Origin of the sequence: Alkaliphilus flagellatus (assembly GCF_018919215.1) — a bacterium.
In the GTDB taxonomy this organism is placed as follows: Bacteria; Bacillota; Clostridia; order Peptostreptococcales; family Natronincolaceae; genus Alkaliphilus_B; species Alkaliphilus_B flagellatus.
In genome coordinates, this window is record NZ_JAHLQK010000005.1 from 163876 (window position 1) to 188084 (window position 24209).

The 24209-nt window shown below is 30.9% G+C and carries 25 protein-coding genes; all 25 read left to right on the forward strand.

The features are described 5' to 3' along the window. Positions 1-9: 9 nt before the first annotated feature. Positions 10-672 carry a flagellar brake protein gene (locus tag KQI88_RS13520; protein ID WP_216418181.1) on the forward strand — a complete coding sequence of 221 codons (663 nt, stop codon included), beginning with the start codon at positions 10-12 and terminating at the stop codon, positions 670-672. Position 673: 1 nt separating this feature from the next. Beyond that, a complete protein-coding gene (locus KQI88_RS13525; protein WP_216418182.1) occupies positions 674-1759 on the forward strand; it encodes a protein-glutamate methylesterase/protein-glutamine glutaminase in 1086 nt (361 codons plus the stop codon). A 4-nt stretch (positions 1760-1763) separates the two neighbouring features. Then, the gene (locus KQI88_RS13530; RefSeq protein WP_216418183.1) at positions 1764-3809 is read left to right on the forward strand and encodes a chemotaxis protein CheA; all 2046 of its coding nucleotides are present in this window, start codon (positions 1764-1766) and stop codon (positions 3807-3809) included. A 44-nt stretch (positions 3810-3853) separates the two neighbouring features. Beyond that, positions 3854-4291 carry a chemotaxis protein CheW gene (locus KQI88_RS13535; RefSeq protein ID WP_216418184.1) on the forward strand — a complete coding sequence of 146 codons (438 nt, stop codon included), beginning with the start codon at positions 3854-3856 and terminating at the stop codon, positions 4289-4291. A gap of 12 nt (positions 4292-4303) precedes the next feature. After that, the gene (locus tag KQI88_RS13540) at positions 4304-4921 is read left to right on the forward strand and encodes a chemotaxis protein CheC (protein WP_216418185.1); all 618 of its coding nucleotides are present in this window, start codon (positions 4304-4306) and stop codon (positions 4919-4921) included. Continuing rightward, positions 4922-5407 (forward strand): chemotaxis protein CheD, encoded by a 486-nt coding sequence (locus KQI88_RS13545; protein ID WP_216418186.1) that lies wholly within the window; start codon positions 4922-4924, stop codon positions 5405-5407. 41 nt (positions 5408-5448) lie between these two features. Then, positions 5449-6177, forward strand: coding sequence for a FliA/WhiG family RNA polymerase sigma factor (locus KQI88_RS13550; protein WP_216418188.1), 729 nt, complete (start codon positions 5449-5451; stop codon positions 6175-6177). Positions 6178-6200: 23 nt separating this feature from the next. Continuing rightward, positions 6201-8006 (forward strand): FapA family protein, encoded by a 1806-nt coding sequence (locus KQI88_RS13555; RefSeq protein WP_216418190.1) that lies wholly within the window; start codon positions 6201-6203, stop codon positions 8004-8006. 60 nt (positions 8007-8066) lie between these two features. Further along, complete coding sequence (locus KQI88_RS13560) at positions 8067-8513, forward strand: hypothetical protein (RefSeq protein ID WP_216418193.1); 447 nt, start codon at positions 8067-8069, stop codon at positions 8511-8513. Positions 8514-8785: 272 nt separating this feature from the next. Next, the gene (gene rpsB, locus KQI88_RS13565; protein ID WP_216418194.1) at positions 8786-9484 is read left to right on the forward strand and encodes a 30S ribosomal protein S2; all 699 of its coding nucleotides are present in this window, start codon (positions 8786-8788) and stop codon (positions 9482-9484) included. A gap of 93 nt (positions 9485-9577) precedes the next feature. Further along, positions 9578-10228 carry a translation elongation factor Ts gene (tsf, locus tag KQI88_RS13570; RefSeq protein WP_216418196.1) on the forward strand — a complete coding sequence of 217 codons (651 nt, stop codon included), beginning with the start codon at positions 9578-9580 and terminating at the stop codon, positions 10226-10228. A 122-nt stretch (positions 10229-10350) separates the two neighbouring features. Continuing rightward, a complete protein-coding gene (gene pyrH / locus KQI88_RS13575) occupies positions 10351-11082 on the forward strand; it encodes a UMP kinase (protein WP_246579306.1) in 732 nt (243 codons plus the stop codon). 28 nt (positions 11083-11110) lie between these two features. Further along, on the forward strand, positions 11111-11668 hold the full coding sequence (gene frr, locus KQI88_RS13580) for a ribosome recycling factor (RefSeq protein WP_216418200.1): 558 nt from the start codon (positions 11111-11113) through the stop codon (positions 11666-11668). A 2-nt stretch (positions 11669-11670) separates the two neighbouring features. Then, positions 11671-11859 carry a hypothetical protein gene (locus KQI88_RS13585; protein ID WP_216418202.1) on the forward strand — a complete coding sequence of 63 codons (189 nt, stop codon included), beginning with the start codon at positions 11671-11673 and terminating at the stop codon, positions 11857-11859. A 40-nt stretch (positions 11860-11899) separates the two neighbouring features. Continuing rightward, positions 11900-12658, forward strand: coding sequence for an isoprenyl transferase (locus KQI88_RS13590; RefSeq protein ID WP_216418204.1), 759 nt, complete (start codon positions 11900-11902; stop codon positions 12656-12658). A gap of 10 nt (positions 12659-12668) precedes the next feature. After that, a complete protein-coding gene (locus KQI88_RS13595; RefSeq protein ID WP_216418206.1) occupies positions 12669-13457 on the forward strand; it encodes a phosphatidate cytidylyltransferase in 789 nt (262 codons plus the stop codon). A 196-nt stretch (positions 13458-13653) separates the two neighbouring features. After that, positions 13654-14799 carry a 1-deoxy-D-xylulose-5-phosphate reductoisomerase gene (locus KQI88_RS13600; RefSeq protein WP_216418208.1) on the forward strand — a complete coding sequence of 382 codons (1146 nt, stop codon included), beginning with the start codon at positions 13654-13656 and terminating at the stop codon, positions 14797-14799. 12 nt (positions 14800-14811) lie between these two features. Next, positions 14812-15819 carry an RIP metalloprotease RseP gene (gene rseP / locus KQI88_RS13605; protein WP_216418210.1) on the forward strand — a complete coding sequence of 336 codons (1008 nt, stop codon included), beginning with the start codon at positions 14812-14814 and terminating at the stop codon, positions 15817-15819. A gap of 92 nt (positions 15820-15911) precedes the next feature. Further along, positions 15912-16958: a flavodoxin-dependent (E)-4-hydroxy-3-methylbut-2-enyl-diphosphate synthase gene (gene ispG, locus KQI88_RS13610; RefSeq protein ID WP_216418212.1), complete on the forward strand. Its 1047-nt coding sequence runs from the start codon at positions 15912-15914 to the stop codon at positions 16956-16958. 14 nt (positions 16959-16972) lie between these two features. Then, complete coding sequence (locus KQI88_RS13615; RefSeq protein ID WP_216418214.1) at positions 16973-17605, forward strand: glycosyltransferase family 2 protein; 633 nt, start codon at positions 16973-16975, stop codon at positions 17603-17605. A gap of 16 nt (positions 17606-17621) precedes the next feature. Beyond that, positions 17622-21947 carry a PolC-type DNA polymerase III gene (locus tag KQI88_RS13620; RefSeq protein ID WP_216418216.1) on the forward strand — a complete coding sequence of 1442 codons (4326 nt, stop codon included), beginning with the start codon at positions 17622-17624 and terminating at the stop codon, positions 21945-21947. A 155-nt stretch (positions 21948-22102) separates the two neighbouring features. Continuing rightward, on the forward strand, positions 22103-22567 hold the full coding sequence (gene rimP / locus KQI88_RS13625) for a ribosome maturation factor RimP (protein ID WP_216418218.1): 465 nt from the start codon (positions 22103-22105) through the stop codon (positions 22565-22567). A 14-nt stretch (positions 22568-22581) separates the two neighbouring features. Continuing rightward, on the forward strand, positions 22582-23619 hold the full coding sequence (gene nusA / locus KQI88_RS13630) for a transcription termination factor NusA (RefSeq protein WP_216418220.1): 1038 nt from the start codon (positions 22582-22584) through the stop codon (positions 23617-23619). Positions 23620-23632: 13 nt separating this feature from the next. After that, on the forward strand, positions 23633-23911 hold the full coding sequence (gene rnpM / locus KQI88_RS13635; protein WP_216418221.1) for an RNase P modulator RnpM: 279 nt from the start codon (positions 23633-23635) through the stop codon (positions 23909-23911). After that, entirely contained in the window at positions 23895-24203 is a 309-nt protein-coding gene (locus tag KQI88_RS13640) for a L7Ae/L30e/S12e/Gadd45 family ribosomal protein (RefSeq protein WP_216418223.1), read from the forward strand. The genes rnpM and KQI88_RS13640 overlap by 17 nt, the downstream gene beginning before the upstream one ends. The last annotated feature ends 6 nt before the right edge of the window (positions 24204-24209 follow it).

Below are 24209 nucleotides of genomic sequence, written 5' to 3' on the forward strand. Positions count from 1 at the left end.
AGGATTAATATGAATATATTCTCTGAGTTGAAAATTGGAGATAAATTAAGTGTAGAGTTTTGTGATGAAGATACTAATCAGGGACAAAACAATATGCTTAATACTCAACTTATTGATATAGATATAAATGATAATTGTTTACATATTTCATCTCCAATTTATAGAGGAAAAAGATACTCCCTCTATGAAGGACAAAAAATTACTATGTTTTTTTATCGTAAAAAAGGAGTATACCAATTTGATGCGAAAGTAATAAAAAAAATAGAATCAAATATCGTAACCTTTGTACTTAAGCTTATAGGAGATGTACAAAAGATTCAAAGAAGAAATTATTATAGGCTACCCATCGTTACTGATGCTATCTTAAAAAAACATAAAAATGATAAAATTCTTGAGTTCGAATGTGTCACTAAGGATTTAAGTGGTGGTGGAGTTAAAATTGCTTGTAAAAATGAAGTGGAAAAGTCAGACAATATTACAATTGACATTTATCTTGATGAAGATCAGGTAATTACTATGGACGGAGAAGTAATTCGTATTACTAAAGATTTAGATAATAATCTTTATGAAATAGGAATTAAATTTAAAGAAACTAACGAAACAGGCACAGATAGAATATTTAGTTTTATTTTTGAGAAACAAAGATTAATGCGTAAAAAAGGATTGATATAGAATGAGTTCTAACAATAAAAAAGTTAAGGTGCTTGTTGTAGATGATTCTGCTTTTATGAGAAAAATCTTAGCAGATATATTAAGTAGTAATGAAACAGTAGAAGTAATAGGCATGGCTAAAAATGGAGTAGAAGCTATAAGACTTATACAACTTTTAAAGCCTGATGTAGTTACTATGGATATTGAAATGCCTATTTTAAATGGAATAGATGCCCTAAAAGAAATTATGAAGACTAATCCAGTTCCGGTAATAATGCTAAGTAGTTTAACGTCAGATGGTGCAGAGGCAACTTTAACTTGTTTAGATATTGGAGCTGTCGATTTTGTTCAAAAGCCTTCTAGTGTTTTTAGAATTAATATAGATGATCTTAAAAAAGAATTAGTTAATAAAATTAATATTGCTTCAAAAGTAGATTTGACTTTTAAGAATAGAAAGCAATCTGTAAAAAACAATAAATTAGAATTAATTCAAAACTCCAACAAAACATCTACTCACAATAGAAAAGACAAACATTATTTTATTGTTATAGGGACTTCTACTGGAGGGCCTAGAGCCTTGCAACATGTACTTCCATTAATGCCTAAAGATATTCCAGCAAGTATTTTAATTGTTCAACATATGCCACCAGGCTTTACAAAATCTTTAGCTGAAAGATTAAATAGTATGTCAAATATTGCTGTAAAGGAAGCCGAGGATGATGAAAAAATTCTCCCTGGCTATGCCTATATTGCACCAGGGAATTATCATTTGGAGATAAAAACAAAGTCTAACAGTGATATTTTTATTAAACTATCACAGGAAGAACCCGTTTCAGGACACAGACCATCGGTCGATGCACTATTTAAATCTGTTGCGAATAATATTGATGAAAATATTATTGCTGTTATTATGACTGGAATGGGAGCAGATGGTTCAAATGGTGTAAAGGAACTTAAAGATAATACGGACTGTTATGTTATTGCACAGGATGAAGATACGAGTGTAGTTTATGGTATGCCAAAAAGTGCAGTAAATATGGGAGTTGTAGATGACATTGTTCCATTACATGAAATTACAAACTATATATTAAAAAAGTTGGGAGTGTAATTCTATGGATATAAATCAATATTTAGAAATATTTATTGAAGAATCAAAGGAGCATTTACAAAACATGAATTCGAATTTATTGTATTTAGAAAATCATCCCGAAGATACAAATACATTAAATGAGATTTTTAGGGTAGCTCATACATTAAAAGGTATGTCTGCAACTATGGGCTTCAATAATATTGCACATTTGACTCACGAGATGGAAAATGTTTTAGATTATATCCGAAGAGGAAATATGAAAGTCAACACAGAAATAACAGATCTCTTATTTGAATGTTTTGATAGATTGGAAGGGTATATAAATAATGTTGAAGCCAATAGTGAAGAAGGAAATGATTCTGCATTAGAATTGATTGATAAGTTGCAAATATCTAAACTAGTTGATATAAATGCTAATGATAAAGATCAAGATGAAAAGAAAATAAAACTTAATGCTAACAAAACAATAAAATCAACTATTGAATTCAATGAATATCTGAGTAATGTTGTTTCTACAGCTATAAAAGATGGACTTAATGTTAACTTAATAAAAATAACATTAGATGGTAATTGTATGTTAAAGTCAGCAAGAGCTTATATAATTATAAGTACACTTGAAAAATTTTCAGATATAGTTCAATCTAATCCTAGTATAGAAGAGATTGAAGATGAAAAATTTGATCTATCTTTTGAATTAGTATTAATAACAAAACACAATGAGGAGTTTATTAGAAAGGAACTAAGTTCTATATCTGAAGTTGAATCTATAGAAATAAGTCCAGTGCTATCAGAAAATATTGATATATCTCAAAAAAATGATGTTGTTAATAATACTGACAAGATACAAGTAGTAGAGGAAAATAAGCAGCAAGAAAATGAAGAAGCGAAAAATAAAAAATCAAAAACAAGTAAAACTGTAAGGGTTGATATAGATCGTTTAGATAACTTAATGAACTTAGTTAGTGAGCTTATTATAATAAAGACCCGATTAGAAGATGCTGGAGATGAAAGAGGTAGACAAAATACGAGTGAAGCTATTGAATACCTCGAAAGGATAACAACAAACTTACATGATGCAGTAATGAAAGTAAGAATGGTTCCGATTGAAAGAGTATTTAATCGTTTCCCTCGAATGGTAAGAGATCTATCTAAGGATTTAGGAAAAGATATAACATTGATTTTGTCGGGGGAAGAAACTGAGGTAGATCGTACTGTAATTGACGAAATAGGGGATCCTCTTATTCATTTAATACGTAACTCCATTGATCATGGTATTGAAGAGATCGATAAAAGACTAGAGTTAGGAAAACAAAGAACTGGAACCGTTAAACTTTCCGCATATCCTGATGGTAACAGTGTAGTAATTGAAGTAGAAGATGATGGTAGCGGAATAAATATTGAGAAAGTAAAAAATAAAGCAATTGAGAGAGGAATAATTACAACTCAGGATACACAATTAATGGACAATAAAGAACTTATACAGCTATTATTTAGTCCAGGATTTAGCACGGCTGATAAAATATCGGATATTTCTGGACGTGGCGTGGGACTTGATGTAGTTAAAACGAAAATAGAGTCCTTAGGTGGAATCGTTGAAGCAGATACAACTTTAGGAAAAGGAACAAAGTTTATTATTAGACTTCCCCTTACACTAGCTATAATTCAAGCATTGTTAGTTGTAGTTGGGTCAGAAAAGTATGCTATACCTTTAAATTCAATAAAAGAAATTACAACTATAGAAAAAAGTAGTATTCGTAGAGTTCAAAAAAACGAAGTTGTTTTATATAGAGATTCAACATTACCTATATTAAGACTTTCTGAGTTACTGAATGTACCTAATACGAATAGTGATATTGATAGTGATAATTTTGATGAGGATGTAATTGTAGTTATCGTAAAAAAGGGAGATAAGGATGCAGGCCTAATTGTAGACAAGCTAATAGGACAACAGGAGATTGTGATAAAATCATTAGGTAAATATCTTTCAACAATTCGGTCAATTGCAGGCGCTACAATTTTAGGTAATGGATCAGTAGCTTTAATTGTAGATACTAATTCTTTCTTTTAATTCTTATAGTCTAATAAAGGATAATTTTTCAAGGGGTGAATAATATGAGTTCGATAAATCAATATGTTGTATTTAAGTTAAATAATGAGAGCTATGGATTATTAATTGAGTATGTCGAAACAATTGAAAAACTTACTGAAATAACTAGAGTTCCTAGTGCGCCATACTACATAAGTGGAGTAATAAATTTAAGGGGAGAGGTTATACCAGTAGTAGATCTTCGAAGGAGATTTCAGTTAGAAAATGTTAGTAACACAGATGAAAATAGGATTATTGTACTTTCTTTTGAAGAGATGAATGTAGGGATACTAGTAGATTCATGTTCTGAGGTTGTTACATTGGATACGAACCAAATTGATAAAGCCTATGATCTAATAAGTTCCTTTGAGGATGACTATATTCAGGGCATTGGTAAGTTTGATGAAAGAATGATCATTATAGTAGATATTCCTAAACTTCTAATAAATAATATTACTGGGTAAGGGGGAATATTATTGGATTTATCAATAGAGGACTTAAATAATTTGCATTTAGATGTATTAAGAGAAATTGGTAATATTGGTGCTGGAAATGCAGCTACAGCCTTAGCTGGATTGATTAATAAAAGAATAGATATGAATGTACCATCTGTAAAAATTTTAGATTTTAATGACGTAAGTGCAGTTTTAGGCGGAGAAGAAATTGTTGTATCTGGTGTTTATTTTGAAGTTGAGGGTGATATTGAAGGTAATATTATGTTTTTACTTGACTTAAGATCTGCAAAGGTTTTAACAAATATTTTAATGGGTAGGGAAGATCCTAGCAATGAATTAGATGAAATGGATCATTCGGCTCTACAGGAAATAGGAAATATTTTATCTGGAGCCTATATATCTTCACTGTCATCTTTAACTAATTTAAACATTAAAATATCTATTCCATCATTATGTATAGACATGGCAGGGGCAATAATCAGTGTACCCGCAATACAATTTGGATATATGGGAGATAAAGTTTTATTAATTGAAACAATACTCCAAGATGGTAACGACACAGTAAAAGGTAATTTTTTTCTCATTCCAGAAGCTAAATCTTTCAAAACTCTATTAAATAGTCTAGGAGTGTATATTTAAATGCAAACGATTACTAAGGTTGGTATGGCTGATATGAATATAGTTCAAGATCCGGGGGTCATTACAACTCTAGGACTAGGATCTTGTGTAGGTATTATTCTATATGACAAAGCCATTAAAACTGCTGGTTTAGTTCATATTATGTTACCAAGCAGCAAACATATTAAAAATAATGAGAACAAAGCTAAGTTTGCGGACACTGGTATACAATTATTACTTGATAAAATGATGGAAAGAGGTTGCAATAAGTCTAGAATTACAGCAAAAATCGCTGGAGGTAGTCAAATGTTTTCATTTCAAACTAATAATGAAATAATGAAAATAGGTGAACGAAATGTATTAGCCACTAAGGAAATATTACAATTACTAAATATACCTATAATTGCAGAGGATACTGGTGGAAATTATGGTCGAACTATTGAATTTTATTCTAATAATGGAAAACTTATTATTAAAACTATAGGACATGGTGTACATGAAATTTAATATTCTTATTATAACAATAAATAAAGCCAGGAGGTTTGAAAATGGAGCATAGAACCCTATGGCATAATTACAAACAGAATAATGATATACAAGCGAAAACATTACTCATAGAAGAGTATGTTAGACTAGTAAAAGTTATTGCTGGCCGATTATATACATCTTATGGCACAAATATAGAATATGATGACTTAGTTAGCTACGGTATTTTTGGCTTAATAGATGCTATAGAAAAATTTGATTTAGATAAACAAGTTAAGTTTGAAACATACGCACAAATACGTATAAGGGGAGCGATCATTGATCATTTAAGAAACTTAGATTGGGTTCCAAGATCTGCTAGACAGAAATCCAAGCAAGTTGAAGATGCTTATTGTAGATTGGAAAACCAACTAGGACGATCAGTTTCTGACTTAGAGGTAGCAAGAGAATTGAGGATTACGGTTAAGGAGCTACAAGAAATTATGCTACAAACAGCCTCCTTTAATGTAATCTCATTAGAGGAGGCTGTTTTCGAAGGATATACATTAGGAAAAATAGAAAATGAAAAACAATTACCTGAAGAGTTAGTGTGTAGCCAAGAGACATATGATACTCTCAAAAATAATATAGTACAATTACCTGAACGTGAGAAACAGGTTATATCGCTATATTATTATAATAATTTAACATATAAAGAAATAGGACAGGTACTAGAAATATCCGAATCAAGAGTGTCTCAATTACACTCTAAAGCCATCTCAAGATTAAAATCTAAATTAACCGTAAAATAGCGCATGATCAAAGGGGGAGAATCATGACAAATGAGTATATTGTTGTTGAAGGTGAGACTTATAATGATGCTTTAACTAAAGGATTAAAAAGTTTAAACTTAACAGATGATCAAGTTAAAGTCGAAGTTTTAGATGAAAAGAAAGGTTTTTTATTTAAAAAAGGATTATTTAAATTAAAAATAACGCCTATATCAATTAGTTATGACACCGATATACAATCGGACAAAAATATAAATGATACAAAAAAAAGTGAATTTTACCTAGATTATCGTCCAGATGGAGTTTATCTCACTATTACAGAGATACCATCAAAAGTTGGTATAGGAAATATATTAGATTTCTTAACTAAAAAATATGTAAAAGACTATGATTATGAGAAAATCGCTCGGTGTTTAGAAAATAAAAATGGCGATCCGGAGAAAATTGCACCTTCTCAAGATGAATTTTTAATTGATAGCAGTTTGCAAATAGATGTGTCTAAAAATAAACTAGAAGTAACAATATTACTGACAGAGCCAAGTGGCGGGAAAATATTATCTGCTACTGAAATTGTAGACAACTTAAATAAAAATAATATTAAATTTGGAATTATCAATAAAAAAATAGAAGAAGTAGTTAATAGACAAGTATTTAATCAATCTATTTTAATAGCACAAGGTAAGGCAGCTATAAGCGGAGAAGATGGACAAATTATTTATCCTTTTAATGATGAAACAGAAAGTAGAAATACAATTATTGATGAAGATGGAAGAATTGATTATAAAAACTTGAATAGAATACGGAATGTGAATGCAGGTACTTTACTTATAGAAATCATTCCTCCTACTGAAGGTATAAATGGGATGGATGTCTATGGAAATGAAATAGTTGCTAAAAACGGTAAAGAAGTTCTTATAAAAAAGGGAAAAAATGTAGTAGAAAGTGAAGATGGTTTGAAAATTTATGCTGCTAAAGACGGAGAGGTACATTTCATAGATGGTACTATATATGTAGATGAAGTTATAAATATCAATGGGGATATAGATAACGAAACAGGCAATATCCAATTTAATGGTAAAATTAATATTAAGGGAAATGTACAGTCAGGGTTTAAGGTTGAAGCAGAAGGAGATATTGAAATTTGGGGAGTAGTAGAAGGTGCTACCTTAATTTCTAAAGGAAATATTATTATTCACAGAGGAGTACAAGGCAATAACCAAGCTTATCTACAATGTTCTGGAAATTTAAACGCAAAATACCTTGAAAATGTAAGAGTAAAATGTGGCGGCAATGTTGTGTCAGATGCTATATTACACAGTGATGTTACTACTAAGGGAAAAATTATAGTTTCGGGCAAAAAAGGCTTGATTGTTGGTGGAGATATAAAAGCTGGTAAGGAAGTAAGGGCTAATGTAGTAGGATCTAATATGGGAACTATTACTAGAATAGAAGTTGGAATTGATCCTGAGGAAAAAAAATATTATGAACAACTTAAAGTTGAAATGCTAGATATTGAGAAAAACATTGATAATTCCAAAAAAGCTATTGAACTATTAAATAAAATATCGAAAAAACAGCAGTTGACTAATGAAAAGCAAGAATTATTAGTTAAATCATTAAAGACATATAAGGTTTTAAATGCTAAGTATGACGATGTTACTAAAGAATTGCAAGAATTATCAGCAAGATTCAAGGAGCCAAATAACGGTAAAATTCATGTTGTAACAACTATTTATACTGGTGTAAAGGTAACTATAGGCAGTAGCTCTCGACAAATTTACGATGAATTATCAAATTGTACCTTATATGTAAAAGATGGTGACGTCTCAATCGGCCCATATGAAAAGTAATTTTAATTTAGTTAATCTGTTTTTGTTAAAATATATTAATGAAAACAAAAGAGGTGTATTATGGAAAGAAGCAATATTTTATTATTAGTAGGCGGGATTGTATTAATAGTGCCGTTATTTATATCTTTTATACTTAAAAATAAGAGAAATTATAATAAACTTGAATTCTATAAAAAAGAAGGAAAATATAGTTCAGAAATAAATAAAGGATCTAAAGTAGAAAATGAAATTATAGTCGAAAGAATAAAGAGATTGGAACAGGAAGTTTTGATATTGAAGCAAGAGAATAATAGGATAATAGAAGAGCATAGAAAAAATAATAATTTAATTAATCAAAATAATCTAAAAAATAACAGTTTTAAGCCTGTATTAAACTATAACTTATTTAAAGAAAAAAATAGTACTATTATTGATTTATATGAAAAAGGTATATCTAAAGAAGAAATAGCTAAAGTTTTAAATAAGAGTATAAGAGAAATAGATATGGTAATAAAATTAGTTAAATAAAGTGAAGTTTTTGATAAAGATATAAATACTAAAAAGTATATATATTATGATAGGTATCTGACCAAATAATAAGTATCGCATGAATAGTTAAGAAAAAAAAGGAAATAATATAGCAGAAAATACAATTTTTAAAATAAACTATTGATTCATACTGGTCTCTATGTTAGAATATTTAAGGTGAGATAACACACATCTTATAATCTACTTAGTAGTGCCTAAATGGTCCTAAGTAGAAATGATTAAGATGGAGGAAAAACTAAGGAGGTAGTAACATGTCAGTAATCTCAATGAAACAATTATTAGAAGCTGGGGTTCACTTTGGACACCAAACTAGAAGATGGAACCCTAAAATGGGTGAGTACATTTTTACAGAAAGAAATGGAATATATATTATAGACCTTCAAAAAACTGTAAAAAAAGTAGAAGAAGCTTATAGTGCTATGAAGGAAATTGCTTCTGAAGGAGGAACAATTTTATTTGTAGGAACTAAAAAGCAAGCGCAAGAAGCTATTGAAGAAGAAGCTAAGAGAAGTGGAATGTTCTATGTTAACCAAAGATGGTTGGGTGGAATGTTAACTAACTTTAAAACTATCAAGAAGAGAATTGAACGTCTTCATGAATTAGAAAAAATGGAAGAAGATGGAATATTCGAAGTATTACCTAAAAAAGAAGTTATTAAGCTTCGTCATGAGCAAGAAAAACTTGAAAAGTTTTTAGGTGGTATTAAAGACATGACTGAGATGCCAGATGCTTTATTTGTAGTAGACCCTAGAAAAGAAAGAATTGCTATCCAAGAGGCTCATACTCTAGGAATTCCTGTTATTTCAATTGTTGATACAAACTGTGATCCAGATGAAGTAGACTATGTTATTCCTGGGAATGATGATGCTATAAGAGCTGTTAAATTACTTACTGCTACTATGGCAAACGCTGTAATTGAAGGAAAACAAGGGGTTCAAACAGAGGCATAAAATAATATAAAACAACTAAGTTATAGAAGGTAAGGGCTACAAGGGATTTTCCCTTACTCCTTACCTTTAATAATATGCTAGGAGGAGTTAGATATGAGTATAACTGCAGCAATGGTTAAAGAATTAAGAGAAAAAACAGGTGCTGGTATGATGGATTGCAAAAAGGCACTAACTGAGACAGATGGGAATATGGACAAGGCAGTTGAAGTTCTTAGGGAAAAAGGTCTAGCTGCTGTTGCTAAAAAAGCAGGTAGAATAGCAGCTGAAGGTTTAGTTGAAGCTTACATACACGGAGGTAGAATTGGAGTATTAGTTGAAGTTAACTCTGAAACTGACTTTGTTGCTAAAAATCAAGAATTTAAAGATTTTGTAAAAGATGTTGCTCTTCAAGTTGCAGCTGCAAATCCTCAATACGTAAGCCGTGATCAAGTAGATCAAGAAATGATTGAAAAAGAGAAGGAAATTTTAAAGAAACAAGCATTAAATGAAGGTAAACCAGAAAAAATTGTTGATAAGATGGTTGAAGGAAGAATTGAAAAATTTTACAAAGAGATATGTTTATTAGAGCAACCATTTGTTAAGAATCCTGATATTACAATTGGGGAATTATTAACAGAAAAAATATCTAAAATCGGAGAAAATATCACTATTAGAAGATTTACAAGATATGAAGTAGGCGAAGGAATAGAAAAGAAAGAAGAGAATTTTGCAGAAGAAGTTGCTAAGCAGATAGGTAATAAGTAATTATTTTTTGTATATTTGTATAAAAGAGAACACAGATGTGTTCTCTTTTACAATAATTAGTCATATAAATTAAATATTTTTATTGTAAAATGAAGGTTTTTTGTTGCAGTTGGCGAATATTAATGTGTGAAGGAGGACTGAGTGTGTTACAACCTCAATACAAAAGAGTTCTATTAAAATTAAGTGGAGAAGCTTTAGCTGGAGATAAGGGCTTTGGTTTAGATTCGAATATAGTTAGCAGTATTGCTGCTCAGATTAAAGATATTGTGAATATGGGAGTTCAGGTAGCTATAGTAGTTGGCGGTGGAAACTACTGGCGAGGTCGAACTGGTGAAGGTATGGATAGAACTACTGCTGATTATATGGGAATGATGGCAACTGTCATTAATGCCCTTGCTCTTCAAGATTCATTAGAAAATTTAGGTGTATTAACAAGAGTTCAGAGTGCTATAGAAATGAGACAAATAGCAGAACCATATATTAGAAGAAGAGCTGTTAGACATCTTGAAAAAAATCGTGTAGTTATATTTGCTGCTGGCACAGGAAACCCATATTTTTCCACAGACACTACAGCAGCTCTACGGGCTGCTGAAATTGAAGCCGAAGTAATCTTATTAGCTAAAAAGGTAGATGGAGTATATTCTGCTGATCCATGTCTTGATAAAACCGCTACGAAATTTGATGAATTAGCATATATAGATGTCTTAAAGATGGGACTAAAGGTAATGGATTCGACTGCAACATCATTATGTATGGATAATGGAATACCGATTAAAGTTTTTGGATTAGAAGAACCTGAAAATATTAAGAAGGTCATATGTGGAGAGAAAATAGGTACATATATTTATAGTTAATATAAATTTATTATAAGGAGGAGATAGAATGAAGTTAGAAATTCATAAAAATCTTGAGGACAAAATGACGAAAACTGTTAATGCGCTTAAAGAGGATTTTGCAAGCATTAGAGCTGGTCGAGCTAATCCATCAATGTTAGACAGGGTTGTTGTAGAGTATTATGGCACACCTACTCCAATTAAGCAGATAGCTTCTGTAACGGCTCCTGAGCCAAGAATTATTACAATACAACCATATGATCAATCATCTATCAACAATATTGAAAAAGCTATTTTACAATCAGACTTAGGAGTTAACCCTTCTAATGATGGCAAAATTATTAGAATTGTTATTCCTCAATTAACAGAAGAAAGAAGAAAAGATCTCACTAAAGTGGCTAGAAAAACAGCTGAAGATAGTAAAATAGTTTTAAGAAATGAAAGACGTAATACAAATGACCGTTTGAAAAAAATGCAAAAAGATAATGAGTTAACTGAAGACGAATTAAAAACTGCACAAGATGAAGTTCAAAAAATAACTGATAAATTTATTAAAATTGTAGATGAACTTACTGAAAAGAAAGAACAGGATATTATGGAGGTATAAATTTGAATTATATTCCAGATGTTACAGGTTACAGACTAGAATCAGGTTTACATATATTGAAGGAGTATAATTACGAAATTATTGTTAGAGAAACATTTGGGAAAAAAAATGTGAAATCTGAGGAAGCAAGAATTGTAAGACAAACAATTTACAAAGATAATAAGTTGCAATTAATCATAGCATATTTTTAAGCCCCCTAACTGGGGGTTTAAAAATGATTGGGGTGGAAAAATGCTTAAAAATCTATGGAATAGTTCTAACAACAATAAAATACCATCTAATATCAATATGGCTTCAATACCTAAGCATATAGCGATTATTATGGATGGAAATGGTAGATGGGCAACAGAGCGTATGTTACCAAGAAATCTCGGACATAGGGCTGGAGTAGAAGCTTTAAGAGATGTGATAAAGACTGCTTCTAATATTGGAATAAAGCATTTAACCCTTTATGCTTTTTCTACAGAAAATTGGAAAAGACCTGCATCCGAAGTCTCATTATTAATGAAGCTTCTAATTGAGTATTTAAGAAAAGAAATAACAGAACTACATGATAATAATGTTAAGATTCAAACTATAGGAGATATTAATAAACTTCATGATGAAGTAATTGAAGAAATAAACAAAGCGACTATTAAAACAAAGGATAATAATGGACTTTGTGTTAATATAGCTTTGAACTATGGTGGTCGTTCAGAAATTATTAATGCTGTAAAAAAAGTTGCTGAAAAAGCTAAAAGCAATGAAATACAAATAGATGAAATAGATGAGGTATTAATTAGCTCTTTACTATATACTGCAAATGTACCTGATCCAGAATTATTAATTAGAACAAGTGGAGAAATCAGATTAAGTAACTTTTTGTTATGGCAATGCGCATATTCAGAATTTTGGTTTACTGATGTATACTGGCCAGATTTCAGAGGAGAGCATTTACTTATGGCAATATCTGATTACCAAAATCGCAAAAGAAGATTTGGTGGAATATAGGGGTGATAAAATGCTCAAGAGAATAGTTAGTGCAATTATTGGATTACCATTTTTATTAGCTATAATATTTATAGGAGGTATGCCTTTATTTATTGCTATTTTAATTGTATCATTAATTGGATTAAGAGAGTTTTATAATGCATGTAAGAACAAATCTTTATTCCCTGTTGAAGTAATAGGATACCTCGGTTCTATAGCTTTAATCGTACTAGTGAATTTTTCCTATAGTCCATCCTATATTTTTTTATTATTTTTTATTTTAATTTTCCTATTAAATAGCATACAATTAATATATGGCAAATATAACTTTTTAGATATTAGTGTTACATTATATGGGTTAGCCTATGTTCCTTTACTTTTGAGCTGTATTTTGCTTATTAGTAAACAACCAAATAATATAGTTATATGGTTGGTATTTACCACTGCTTGGGGTACAGATACATTTGCATATTTTTCAGGATACTTTTTTGGAAAAAGAAAATTGTGTCCATCAATTAGTCCTAAAAAGACTGTTGCAGGAGCAATCGGTGGTGTTTTAGGAAGTATTAGTATATCAGTATTATTTGGATATTTCTTTTTACAAGACTATATAATTGTTGTTGCATTTATTGGTGCTATTGGTAGCATTGTTGCGCAAGTTGGTGATTTAAGTGCTTCTTTAATTAAACGACATACTGGTATCAAGGATTTTGGAAATCTTATACCTGGGCATGGAGGAGTATTAGATCGCTTTGACAGCATACTTTTTACAGCTCCGACAATTTATTTTATTTTAAATTTTGTAATTAACAGGAGATAAATAAGCATGATACTAGCATGCTTATTTTGTAGTCTAAGAAATGAAATGTTTTAATTATTTAAGGATTTTAAAGAAGTAGTAGGCCAGTAGTATTTTTAGCACTTCGAATTTTAAATGAAGGTTAAGAGTTCAAGTGTACCATGAATTGATGAGATAGTATTAGACGAATTTTTATTGAATCATATGAGGTGATAATTTGAAAAATATTAGTATATTAGGATCTACTGGATCAATTGGAAAACAGACACTTGATGTTGTAAAAAACCATAGAGAAAGATTTAAGGTTGTCGGATTATCAGCACTAGAGAATATTGATGAAGTTGAGAAACAGATATATGAATTTGATCCTGAAATCGTTGCTATTTTTAATCAAGATAAAGCTGAAATTTTATCTAATAGAGTCGGTAGGAAGATTAAAATTGTTTCTGGAATTGATGGATTAATTGAGGTAGCTACATTAAATTCAGCAAATATAGTTGTAACATCAGTTGTGGGGAGTATTGGATTGATACCTACACTTGAGGCTATTAGATGTAATAAGACTATAGCTTTAGCTAATAAGGAAACCTTAGTTGTAGCTGGTGAGTTAGTTATGAATGAAGCTCAAAAATACGGGGTTGAAATAATTCCAGTAGATAGTGAACATTCTGCTATTTTTCAATGTCTACAAGGAGAAGATATAAAAAATATATCAAGAATTATTTTAACTGCTTCAGGTGGCTCTTTTAGAGACTGGACAAAGGAAGAAATAGAAAAAGCAAGTGCAGAAGATGCCTTAAGACATCCAACATGGAATATGGGACAGAAAGTTACTATTGATTCTGCTACTTTAATGAATAAGGGATTAGAAGTAATTGAAGCACGATGGTTATTTAATTTAGAACTGGATAAAATAGATGTTATAGTTCATCCACAAAGTATAATCCATTCAATGGTTGAGTATAAAGATAATTCAATCATTAGTCAAATGGGACTGCCAGATATGAGAACACCAATACAATATGCACTCTCTTATCCAGAACGAATTAATAGCAATGTTGAAAAACTTGACTTTAATAAATTAGAAGAATTAACTTTCATGGCTCCAGATACTAATAGATTTCCATGTTTATCCTTAGCTTATGAAGCATTAAAAATAGGAAAAACAATGCCATGCGTATTAAATGGAGCAAATGAAGTTTTAGTTGAATACTTCTTGAAAAATAAAATTAGATTTTATGATATACCAGAGCTTATTGAAAAGGCAATGTCGGTACATGAGCCATTTTCATATAAAACCGTTGATGAACTTTTAGAAGTGGATAAATGGGTTAGAAGCTGGATTAAAAATCAACTAAAATAGGAAGGTGGTTTTATGGCAACTGCTTTAGTGGCTATTATTGTTTTTGGTATACTAGTTTTGATTCATGAGTTAGGTCATTTTACAGTGGCAAAGCTAGTAGGAATTAAAGTTCATGAATTTGCTATAGGCATGGGGCCTAAGCTTATTCAAGTTAAAAAAGGTGAAACTTCGTATTCAATTCGAGCCTTACCACTTGGTGGATATGTTAGAATGGAAGGTGAAGATGAAAAATCTGATGATTTAAGAAGCTTTAATAACAAATCAGTTTTAGCTCGTATATCTGTTATTTTTGCTGGACCCTTTATGAACTTTGTTTTAGCTATAGCATTATTTTCAATTATTTTTTATTCAATAGGAGCACCAACTACAAGAATACAAGAGGTTATGGATCAATCTCCTGCACAAACAGCTGGAATACAGAGCGGAGATATTATTTACTCTATTAATGGAGAAAAAATGGATACTTGGCAAAATATTATAGACACTATCGGAAAATCACAGGATAATTCGATACATATTACTATTGTTAGAAATGGTGATAAAATTGAGAAAACTGTAAAACCTACTAGGGATATAGAGACTAATCGGGCAACAATTGGTATCAAAACTACTATAGAAAAATCTATAGGTGCATCGATTCGAAATGGATTTGTAGCAATAAAAGCTATAACAACTGGTATATTAGGTTTTCTAAAAGGATTGATTACTAGAGAATCTAATGCTGCGGCGGAAATTATGGGACCTGTAGGAATTATAAACTTAGTAGGACAGGTGGCTAGAACAGGATGGATAGATGTAGTTAACTTGACAGCTGTGTTAAGTGTAAACTTAGGATTAATGAATCTATTACCGATACCTGCATTAGATGGAAGTAGAATTTTATTTCTATTAGTTGAAATGCTAAGAGGAAAACCCGTTGATCCTGAAAAAGAAGGTATGATACATTTAATAGGTTTTGGTCTTTTGATAACTCTAATGTTATTTGTTACTTATCAAGATATATTAAAACTATTTAGTTAATTTAATTAGAGGAAGTATATAATTAAATTTTCAAGTATACAAGATTAACTATTTAATAATAAAAAATATTGAAAATCATAGAAGGTGAACAAATGAGAAGAAAAACTAAGGTTATTAAGTGCGGAAACGTATATGTCGGTGGTGACAATCCAATTTCAGTTCAGTCTATGACTACAACTGACCCTAGAGATGTTATTAGTACAGTTAATGAAATACGACGATTGGAAAATGCAGGATGTGATATTGTTAGAATCGCTGTTCCTAATATGGAGTCTGCTCAATCTATACATAAAATCAAATCTCAAACCAACATACCTATTGTGGCTGATATCCATTTTGATTATCGGTTAGCCTTAGAATCTATTAAGCAGGGGGTTGATGGTTTGAGATTAAACCCTGGAAATATCGGTGAAACTACAAGGGTTCAGGAGGTAGTTAGAGCAGTTAAGGAAAAAAACATACCTATTAGAATTGGTGTAAATGCAGGTTCATTAGAGAAATCTATATTAGACAAATATGGACATCCTACTGCTGAGGGGATGGTTGAAAGTGCTCTAAGGCATATATCTATTTTAGAAGGTATGGACTTTACAGATATTGTAGTATCTTTAAAAGCAAGTGATGTTAAGCTAACTGTAGATGCTTACAAATTAATGTCAGAGCAGGTTGATTACCCTCTACATTTAGGAATTACTGAAGCTGGTACAATATGGACTGGTACAATTAAATCGTCAGCAGGCATAGGTGCTTTATTATTAATGGGAATAGGTGATACAATACGGGTTTCCTTAACTGGTGATCCAGTAGAAGAAATTAGAACTGGAAGACAACTTCTTAAATCCTTAGGAATAATTCAAAATGAAGTAACTATTATATCTTGTCCTACCTGTGGTAGATGTCAAATAGACTTAATAAATGTAGCTAATCAAGTAGAAGAAAAGTTAGGGAAGCTAAAGAAGCCTATTAAGGTTGCAGTTATGGGATGTGCAGTTAATGGTCCAGGAGAGGCTAGAGATGCTGATATTGGAATCGCAGGAGGCTCAGGATCAGCACTTTTATTTAAAAAGGGAGAAATTATAAAAAAGATAAAAGAGGAAGAAATTTTAACAACATTGATAGAAGAAATTGAAAAGATGTAGTGGGAGGGAACATTGTGAAGGTGACTGCCATCATACCTGCTTACAATGAAGAAAAAAGAATTGAAAAGGTAATTGATCCTGCTTTAAAGACCGATATGTTATCAAATATAATTGTAGTTGATGATGGTTCGGAAGATTTGACTTCTAATATTGTATCTAAGTATAATGTTGACTTAATAAAAATGCCTCAAAATAGTGGAAAAACTGCGGCAGTTAAAGAAGGAATAAAATACTGCAAAGATAAAAGTGATATTATAGTTCTATTAGATGCCGATTTAATAGGTCTAACTCCAAATCATATTAAATCATTAATTTTACCATTATTGGAAGAGCACTTTGATATGACAATAGGGATTTTTAAGTCTGGAAGATATGTGACAGATTTAGCACAATATATTGCACCTAACTTGTCAGGACAAAGAGCAATAAAAACACATCTTGCTGATGAAATTTTGAATTTGGATATCACAGGCTATGGAATAGAAGTAGCTCTTTCTAAATTGACTAGAAAGCATAAGCTTAGAGTAGAAAATGTAATATTAGAAAATGTAACTCATACAACAAAGGAAGAAAAAATAGGGTTTGCCAAGGGAGCAATTTGGCGAATTAAAATGTACAAAGATATAATTAAATATTGGATACATTAAAAAAGGGAGGGATTTTATGACTCCTTTGGGAGGTCTTAATTTTAATTATTTTTTAAATGGTTTTGGAATACCACAAAATCCATCCTATGAATCTTGTTTAATAGAGAAAGTACAATACTTCAAGCAAAGTAAAAAAATTTCGATTCACTTAGTTGGTAAGGAAATACTAGATCATGAAAATGTACATAATTCTTTAAACCAGTTAAAAACGGTCATAGAAGAAAAGTTAGGTTTTAGTATGGAAGTATTTTTTGTCTACGATGTAGAATATACCTCTTTAGAAGAGTTAATTAATATGAATTGGAAGAACATACTATATATTTTACAAAAAAATGTTCCTTCTTTTAATTTAATTGAAGGTGTAATTAATAATGAAATTACAGATTCTACTCTAAAACTCATTTTTAATTCTAGTATTATTACTAAAAAAATGAGGGAAAGAAGAGTAGATTCACAGATTGAAAATTACTTTCTAAAGCAATTTAAAATATCTATTAAATGTAATATAAATACGAATGTAAATAAAGAGTTTGTTCTAGAAGACTATGAACAACAAAAAGAGAATGAAAACTTAGCTCTAATTAGCCAAATTAAGAAACAAAATCCAATGGATAATACTGTACAAAATAAAGATCAATCAAAGGACAAAATTTTTGAACATAAATCTCCATTATCTTCTTCTGTTTTATTAGGGAAAAATTTTTCTGGAGAGATTAGTAAACTTATTGATATTAGAACTGACTCTGGAAGAGTTATTGTAGAAGGAGAAATATTTAGTATCGAAATTAAAGAACTTAGTGGTGGTAAAAAACTGGCTATAATAAATATTACAGATTATACAAACTCCATAACAGCAAAAATTTTTGAAAGAAAAAATCAAACAGTTGCCTTAGAAGAAATGTTCGTCAAAGGACAGGTGGTTAGAGTCCGAGGTGATGTTGTATATGATAAATTTATTAGAGAAAATATTATTATGTTAACTGATGCAATACAAATAGAAAAAGTAGAAAAAGATGATATCTATGAGAACAAAAGAGTTGAATTGCATTTACATACTCAAATGTCAGCTATGGACGGTACTGCTAGTATTACTGATCTAATCAAAAAGGCATCTAAGTGGGGACATAAAGCTATAGCTGTAACTGATCACGGGGTAGTGCAGGCTTTTCCTGAGGCTATGGATGCAGGTAAGAAATATGGTGTTAAAGTAATATATGGAATGGAAGGATATTTGGTAGACGATGAAGTAAACTTGATAGAAGGAGAAGAAGAGTATTCTTTAGATGATGAATTTGTTATTTTTGATATTGAAACTACTGGTCTTTCAAGTAAAAATGATGAAATAACAGAAATAGGAGCTGTTAAAATAAAAAACAATATGATTATTGATAGCTTCTCAGCTCTAATAAATCCTGAGAAAAGTATTCCAGAAAAAATTGTAGAATTAACTGGTATTACTAATGATATGGTAAAGGATAAACCAACTATAGCAACAGTTCTTCCAGAGTTTTTAGAATTTATTGGAAATAGTCCTGTAGTTGCACATAATGCTGATTTTGATACTGGCTTCATTAGAGATAAGGCTAATAGATATAATATGAAGTTTAACAACATAACTATTGATACTTTAAAGTTAGCACGTGTTCTTTTGCCAAATCTAAAAAGACATCGATTGAATGTTATTGCTAAAGAGTTAAATATATCTTTAGAGAATCATCATAGGGCTGTAGATGATGCTAAGGCTACAGCAGAAATGTTTATAAAGTTTATTGAAATGATGAAAGAAAGAAATATAGTATCCTTAAAGGATATAAATACTCACTTAAGTACAAAGATTGATTTTAAGACATTGAAAACCTATCACATTGTTATTTTAGCAAAAAACTATACAGGTTTAGAAAATCTATATAAGATTGTTTCCGAATCCCATTTAAACTATTTTTATAAAAGGCCTCGTATACCAAGAAGCTTATTAAATAAATATAGAGAAGGGCTTATTTTAGGCACAGCTTGTGAAGCAGGTGAACTTTTTCAAAGTATTCTTTCTAACAAGCCAGTAGAGTATATTGAGAAAATAGCTAAGCGCTACGATTATTTGGAAATACAGCCTATAGGTAATAATAAATTTTTAATTGAAAAGGGTCTTGCTAAAGATAATAATGATCTTAGAGAGTTAAATAGAAGAATAGTAGAATTAGGTGAAAAGCTAAACTTACCTGTTGTAGCTACAGGTGATGTACATTTTCTTGATTCTAAAGATAGTGTATTTAGAAAGATATTAATGGCTGGGCAAGGCTTTAGTGATGCTGATGATCAAGCTCCACTATACTTTAAAACTACCGATGAAATGATTGAAGAGTTTTCTTATTTAGGCAAAGCTAAATCAGAAGAAGTAGTTATACAATACCCAAACAAAATTTGTGATGAGATTGAACATATGTTACCAATTCCTGATGGCACATTTCCACCAGAAATTGAAGGATCTGAAGAAGAACTACGAAGAATGTGCTATGAAAAGGCAGAGCGAATTTATGGTAAGAATATACCAGAACTAGTAAAAAATCGATTAGATAAAGAATTAAATTCAATAATTAATAATGGATATGCTGTAATGTACATTATTGCACATAAATTAGTTGCAAAATCTTTAAGTGATGGATACTTGGTAGGGTCTAGAGGATCAGTAGGTTCTTCCTTTGCAGCTACTATGAGTGATATAACAGAAGTAAATCCACTTCCGCCACACTATGTATGTCCAAAATGCAAATACTCCGAGTTTATACTAGATGGATCTATTGGATCTGGTGCTGACTTACCAGATAAAGATTGTCCTAAATGTGGAGAGATACTTATTAAAGATGGTCACGACATACCATTCGAAGTTTTTCTTGGCTTTGAGGGAGACAAGGAGCCTGATATCGATTTAAACTTTGCTGGAGAATATCAAAGTGAAGCCCATAAATATACAGAAGAGCTTTTTGGTAAAGGTAAGGTTTATCGAGCGGGAACAATAGGAACTGTTGCTGACAAAACAGCCTATGGCTTTGTAAGGAAATATATTGATGAGAAACAATTACATTATAATATGGCTGAAATAAATAGATTAACCGCAGGATGTACTGGAATCAAAAGAACTTCTGGACAACATCCTGGTGGCGTTATGATTGTACCTGCGGCATATGATATACATAAGTTCTGCCCTATTCAATATCCTGCCAATGATTCGAAATCTGGGGTAATTACAACTCATTTTGACTATCATTCAATTAGTGGGCGGTTATTAAAATTAGATATATTAGGTCATGATGTTCCAACAATAATAAAAATGCTTGAGGATTTAACTGATATGAATGCTCAGAAGATTCCTTTAGATGATAAAAAGACAATTGGTATTTTTACTAGTACTGAGCCTCTAGGAATTTCATCAGAGGAAATTGAATGTGAAGTTGGTACATTAGGTATACCTGAGTTTGGAACTAAATTTGTTAGACAGATGTTAATTGACACCCAACCTAAAACTTTTGCCGAACTAGTTCGTATAAGTGGATTATCTCACGGTACAGATGTTTGGCTTAATAATGCACAAGATTTAGTACGAAACAATATTGCCGAATTAAAGGATGTTATTTCCACTAGAGATGACATTATGAACTATTTAATTTTAAAAGGGTTACCTCCAAAAACCTCATTTAAAATCATGGAGAATGTAAGAAAAGGTAAAGGATTAACTCCAGAGAATGAGCAGGAAATGAAAGAGCATAATGTGCCAGACTGGTATATTGACTCTTGTAATAAAATTAAGTATATGTTCCCTAAAGCTCATGCCGCTGCATATGTTATGATGTCTTTCAGAATAGCATATTTCAAAGTTAATTATCCAGAAGCATTTTATGCTACTTATTTTACTACAAAGGCAGAAGATTTTGACGCAGATTTTATTATAAAAGGAGAAGATGCTATTAGACTTAAGATAAAAGAATTGGAGTCTATTGGAAATGATCTAACTGCAAAAGAGAAAAACTTTCTAACTGTATTAGAAGTAGCTTTAGAAATGTACTGTAGAGGAATTCATCTATTACCTGTAGATTTATATCTCTCAGATGCAGATAGGTTTATGATAGTTGATGGAAAATTATTACCTCCTTTAAAGGGTTTGCAAGGAGTAGGGCAAAATGCTGCAAAAAGTATAGTTGATGCCAGACAAGAAGGAGAATTTATATCATTAGAAGATTTAAGGAATAGAACGAAAGTTACAAAAACTGTTATAGAAATGTTAGTTAGTCATGGTTGTATTAAGGATTTACCCGAAACTAATCAACTCTCATTGTTTTCACTTGCATGATTTTACCATATGTGTTATACTGTAACAAACAACATATGATATTCTTGAAAGAGTGGGAGTTTCCCACTCTTTCTATTATATAGTATGCATATAGTGGTATAAAGTTTAAATAAATAACAAAAACTACAATAAAAACTGAATATAGGAGGTATATAATGGCAAAAAATCGTGTTGAAAAGATTGCAGAAAAATTAGTAATACCAATTATAGAAAATGAACAATTTGAATTAGTAGATTTAGAATATAAAAAAGAAGGCTCTAATTGGTATTTAAGAATATATATAGATAAACCCGGTGGTATTACATTGGATGACTGCCAAAAGGTTAGTGAGCAGCTAAGCGATGAACTTGATAGAGAAGATCCTATAAAAGAGAATTATTTCTTAGAAGTATCATCACCAGGACTTGATAGACCATTAAAAAAAGAGGCTGATTTTATTCGTTTCAAAGGTGAGATAGTAGAAGTGAAACTATATGAACCATTAAATGGAAACAAGATTATAGAGGGTGAGTTAGTAGGGTTAGAGAATAATATTATTAAAGTCAATGTGGCTAATGTTGGATTAGTAGAGTTGCCTAAGGATAAGGTAGCTTTAACAAGATTGGCTATTAAATTTTAGGGAGGTTAGTAGGGATGAATGCTGAGTTTACAGAGGCTCTTGAGCAGATTGAAAAAGACAAAGGTATTTCTAAAGATATTTTAATTGATGCAGTGGAGGCTGCTTTAATTTCTAGTTATAAAAGAAATTTTGGTTCTGCTCAAAATGTAAGAGTTGAAATTAATCGGGATAACGGTGAGGTTCATGTATACGCTCAAAAAAAGATAACTGATGACGTAATAGATGATTTATTAGAAATTGATATCGAGGATGCTAAGAAAATCAATTCAAAATATGCGATTGGAGATATTTTCGAGAGTGAAGTTACTCCTAGAAACTTTGGACGAATAGCGGCTCAAACAGCTAAGCAAGTGGTTGTACAAAGAATTAGAGAAGCTGAAAGAGGTATTGTTTATGAAGAATTTATAAATCGGGAATCAGAGATTATTACTGGAGAAGTTTCTAGAGTTGCAAAAGGTAATGTTTATATTAGCTTAGGTAGAACAGAAGCAATTTTAGGACCTGGTGAACAAATTCCAAATGAGGAATATCAACACGGGGATAGAATTAAATGCTATATAGTAGAAGTTAAGAAGACCACAAAAGGTCCACAAATACTCTTATCCAGAACTCACCCTGGGTTAGTAAAGCGTTTATTTGAGCTTGAAGTGCCTGAAATTCATGATGGGACTGTAGAAATAAAGAGTATTTCAAGAGAGGCAGGCTCACGTGCTAAAATAGCAGTTGATTCTAAGGATTCAAATGTGGATGCAGTTGGTGCCTGTGTAGGACCTAAAGGAGCAAGGGTGCAGACTATAGTAGATGAGTTAAAAGGTGAAAAAATTGATATAATTAAGTATAGTGAAGATCCTAGAGAATTTATTTCTAGCTCATTAAGTCCTGCAAAGGTATTACAATGCGAAGTTAATATTGAAGAAAAGACAGCAAAAGTTATTGTTCCTGATTATCAACTTTCTTTAGCTATTGGCAAAGAAGGTCAAAATGCTAGACTTGCTGCAAAGCTAACAGGATGGAAAATTGATATAAAGAGTGAAAGTCAAGTCAATGGTTAATTGAGGTGATTAAATGAAAAACAAGAAGATTCCTTTAAGAAAATGTTTAGGATGTAATGAAATGAAACCTAAAAAGGAGCTATTAAGAGTAGTTCATAATTCACAAGGCAGTATAAGTGTGGATACTATTGGAAGAGCTCAAGGAAGAGGAGCATATATTTGTAACTCTAAAGAATGCTTTGATAAAGCTAAAAAAACAAAGGCCTTTAATAGAGCTTTTCAGTCAAATATTCCTGAAGAGATATATGAAGATCTCATAAAGGAGCTTGTTATAAATGAATATAAAAATTAAAAATTTATTAACCTTGGCTGCGAAATCTGGAAATATTGTATCTGGTGATGAAACTTGCATTAATTACTTAAAAAAGAATGCTATTCATTTAATAATACTAGCTGAAGATGCTTCAGAAAATACTAAAAAAAAATTTAAAGACAAAGCAGCCTATCGGGATATCCCAATTCGTTTTTGGCAACAAAAAGAAGAATTGGGTAATACTATCGGAAAAACTTCTAGAACAATTATAGGTGTTATAGATAAAGGTTTTGCTGAAAAAATATTAAAATATTTAGATGAATTGCTTTAGAGAAAA

What these genes read in the sequence shown, in the direction of transcription:
- KQI88_RS13520 (WP_216418181.1), top strand. Translation starts at nt 10, where the DNA reads ATGAATATATTCTCTGAGTTGAAAATTGGAGATAAATTAAGTGTAGAG.
- KQI88_RS13525 (WP_216418182.1), top strand. Translation starts at nt 674, where the DNA reads ATGAGTTCTAACAATAAAAAAGTTAAGGTGCTTGTTGTAGATGATTCT.
- KQI88_RS13530 (WP_216418183.1), top strand. Translation starts at nt 1,764, where the DNA reads ATGGATATAAATCAATATTTAGAAATATTTATTGAAGAATCAAAGGAG.
- KQI88_RS13535 (WP_216418184.1), top strand. Translation starts at nt 3,854, where the DNA reads ATGAGTTCGATAAATCAATATGTTGTATTTAAGTTAAATAATGAGAGC.
- KQI88_RS13545 (WP_216418186.1), top strand. Translation starts at nt 4,922, where the DNA reads ATGCAAACGATTACTAAGGTTGGTATGGCTGATATGAATATAGTTCAA.
- KQI88_RS13550 (WP_216418188.1), top strand. Translation starts at nt 5,449, where the DNA reads ATGGAGCATAGAACCCTATGGCATAATTACAAACAGAATAATGATATA.
- KQI88_RS13555 (WP_216418190.1), top strand. Translation starts at nt 6,201, where the DNA reads ATGACAAATGAGTATATTGTTGTTGAAGGTGAGACTTATAATGATGCT.
- KQI88_RS13560 (WP_216418193.1), top strand. Translation starts at nt 8,067, where the DNA reads ATGGAAAGAAGCAATATTTTATTATTAGTAGGCGGGATTGTATTAATA.
- rpsB (WP_216418194.1), top strand. Translation starts at nt 8,786, where the DNA reads ATGTCAGTAATCTCAATGAAACAATTATTAGAAGCTGGGGTTCACTTT.
- tsf (WP_216418196.1), top strand. Translation starts at nt 9,578, where the DNA reads ATGAGTATAACTGCAGCAATGGTTAAAGAATTAAGAGAAAAAACAGGT.
- pyrH (WP_246579306.1), top strand. Translation starts at nt 10,351, where the DNA reads ATGTGTGAAGGAGGACTGAGTGTGTTACAACCTCAATACAAAAGAGTT.
- frr (WP_216418200.1), top strand. Translation starts at nt 11,111, where the DNA reads ATGAAGTTAGAAATTCATAAAAATCTTGAGGACAAAATGACGAAAACT.
- KQI88_RS13590 (WP_216418204.1), top strand. Translation starts at nt 11,900, where the DNA reads ATGCTTAAAAATCTATGGAATAGTTCTAACAACAATAAAATACCATCT.
- KQI88_RS13595 (WP_216418206.1), top strand. Translation starts at nt 12,669, where the DNA reads ATGCTCAAGAGAATAGTTAGTGCAATTATTGGATTACCATTTTTATTA.
- rseP (WP_216418210.1), top strand. Translation starts at nt 14,812, where the DNA reads ATGGCAACTGCTTTAGTGGCTATTATTGTTTTTGGTATACTAGTTTTG.
- ispG (WP_216418212.1), top strand. Translation starts at nt 15,912, where the DNA reads ATGAGAAGAAAAACTAAGGTTATTAAGTGCGGAAACGTATATGTCGGT.
- KQI88_RS13620 (WP_216418216.1), top strand. Translation starts at nt 17,622, where the DNA reads ATGACTCCTTTGGGAGGTCTTAATTTTAATTATTTTTTAAATGGTTTT.
- rimP (WP_216418218.1), top strand. Translation starts at nt 22,103, where the DNA reads ATGGCAAAAAATCGTGTTGAAAAGATTGCAGAAAAATTAGTAATACCA.
- nusA (WP_216418220.1), top strand. Translation starts at nt 22,582, where the DNA reads ATGAATGCTGAGTTTACAGAGGCTCTTGAGCAGATTGAAAAAGACAAA.
- rnpM (WP_216418221.1), top strand. Translation starts at nt 23,633, where the DNA reads ATGAAAAACAAGAAGATTCCTTTAAGAAAATGTTTAGGATGTAATGAA.
- KQI88_RS13640 (WP_216418223.1), top strand. Translation starts at nt 23,895, where the DNA reads ATGAATATAAAAATTAAAAATTTATTAACCTTGGCTGCGAAATCTGGA.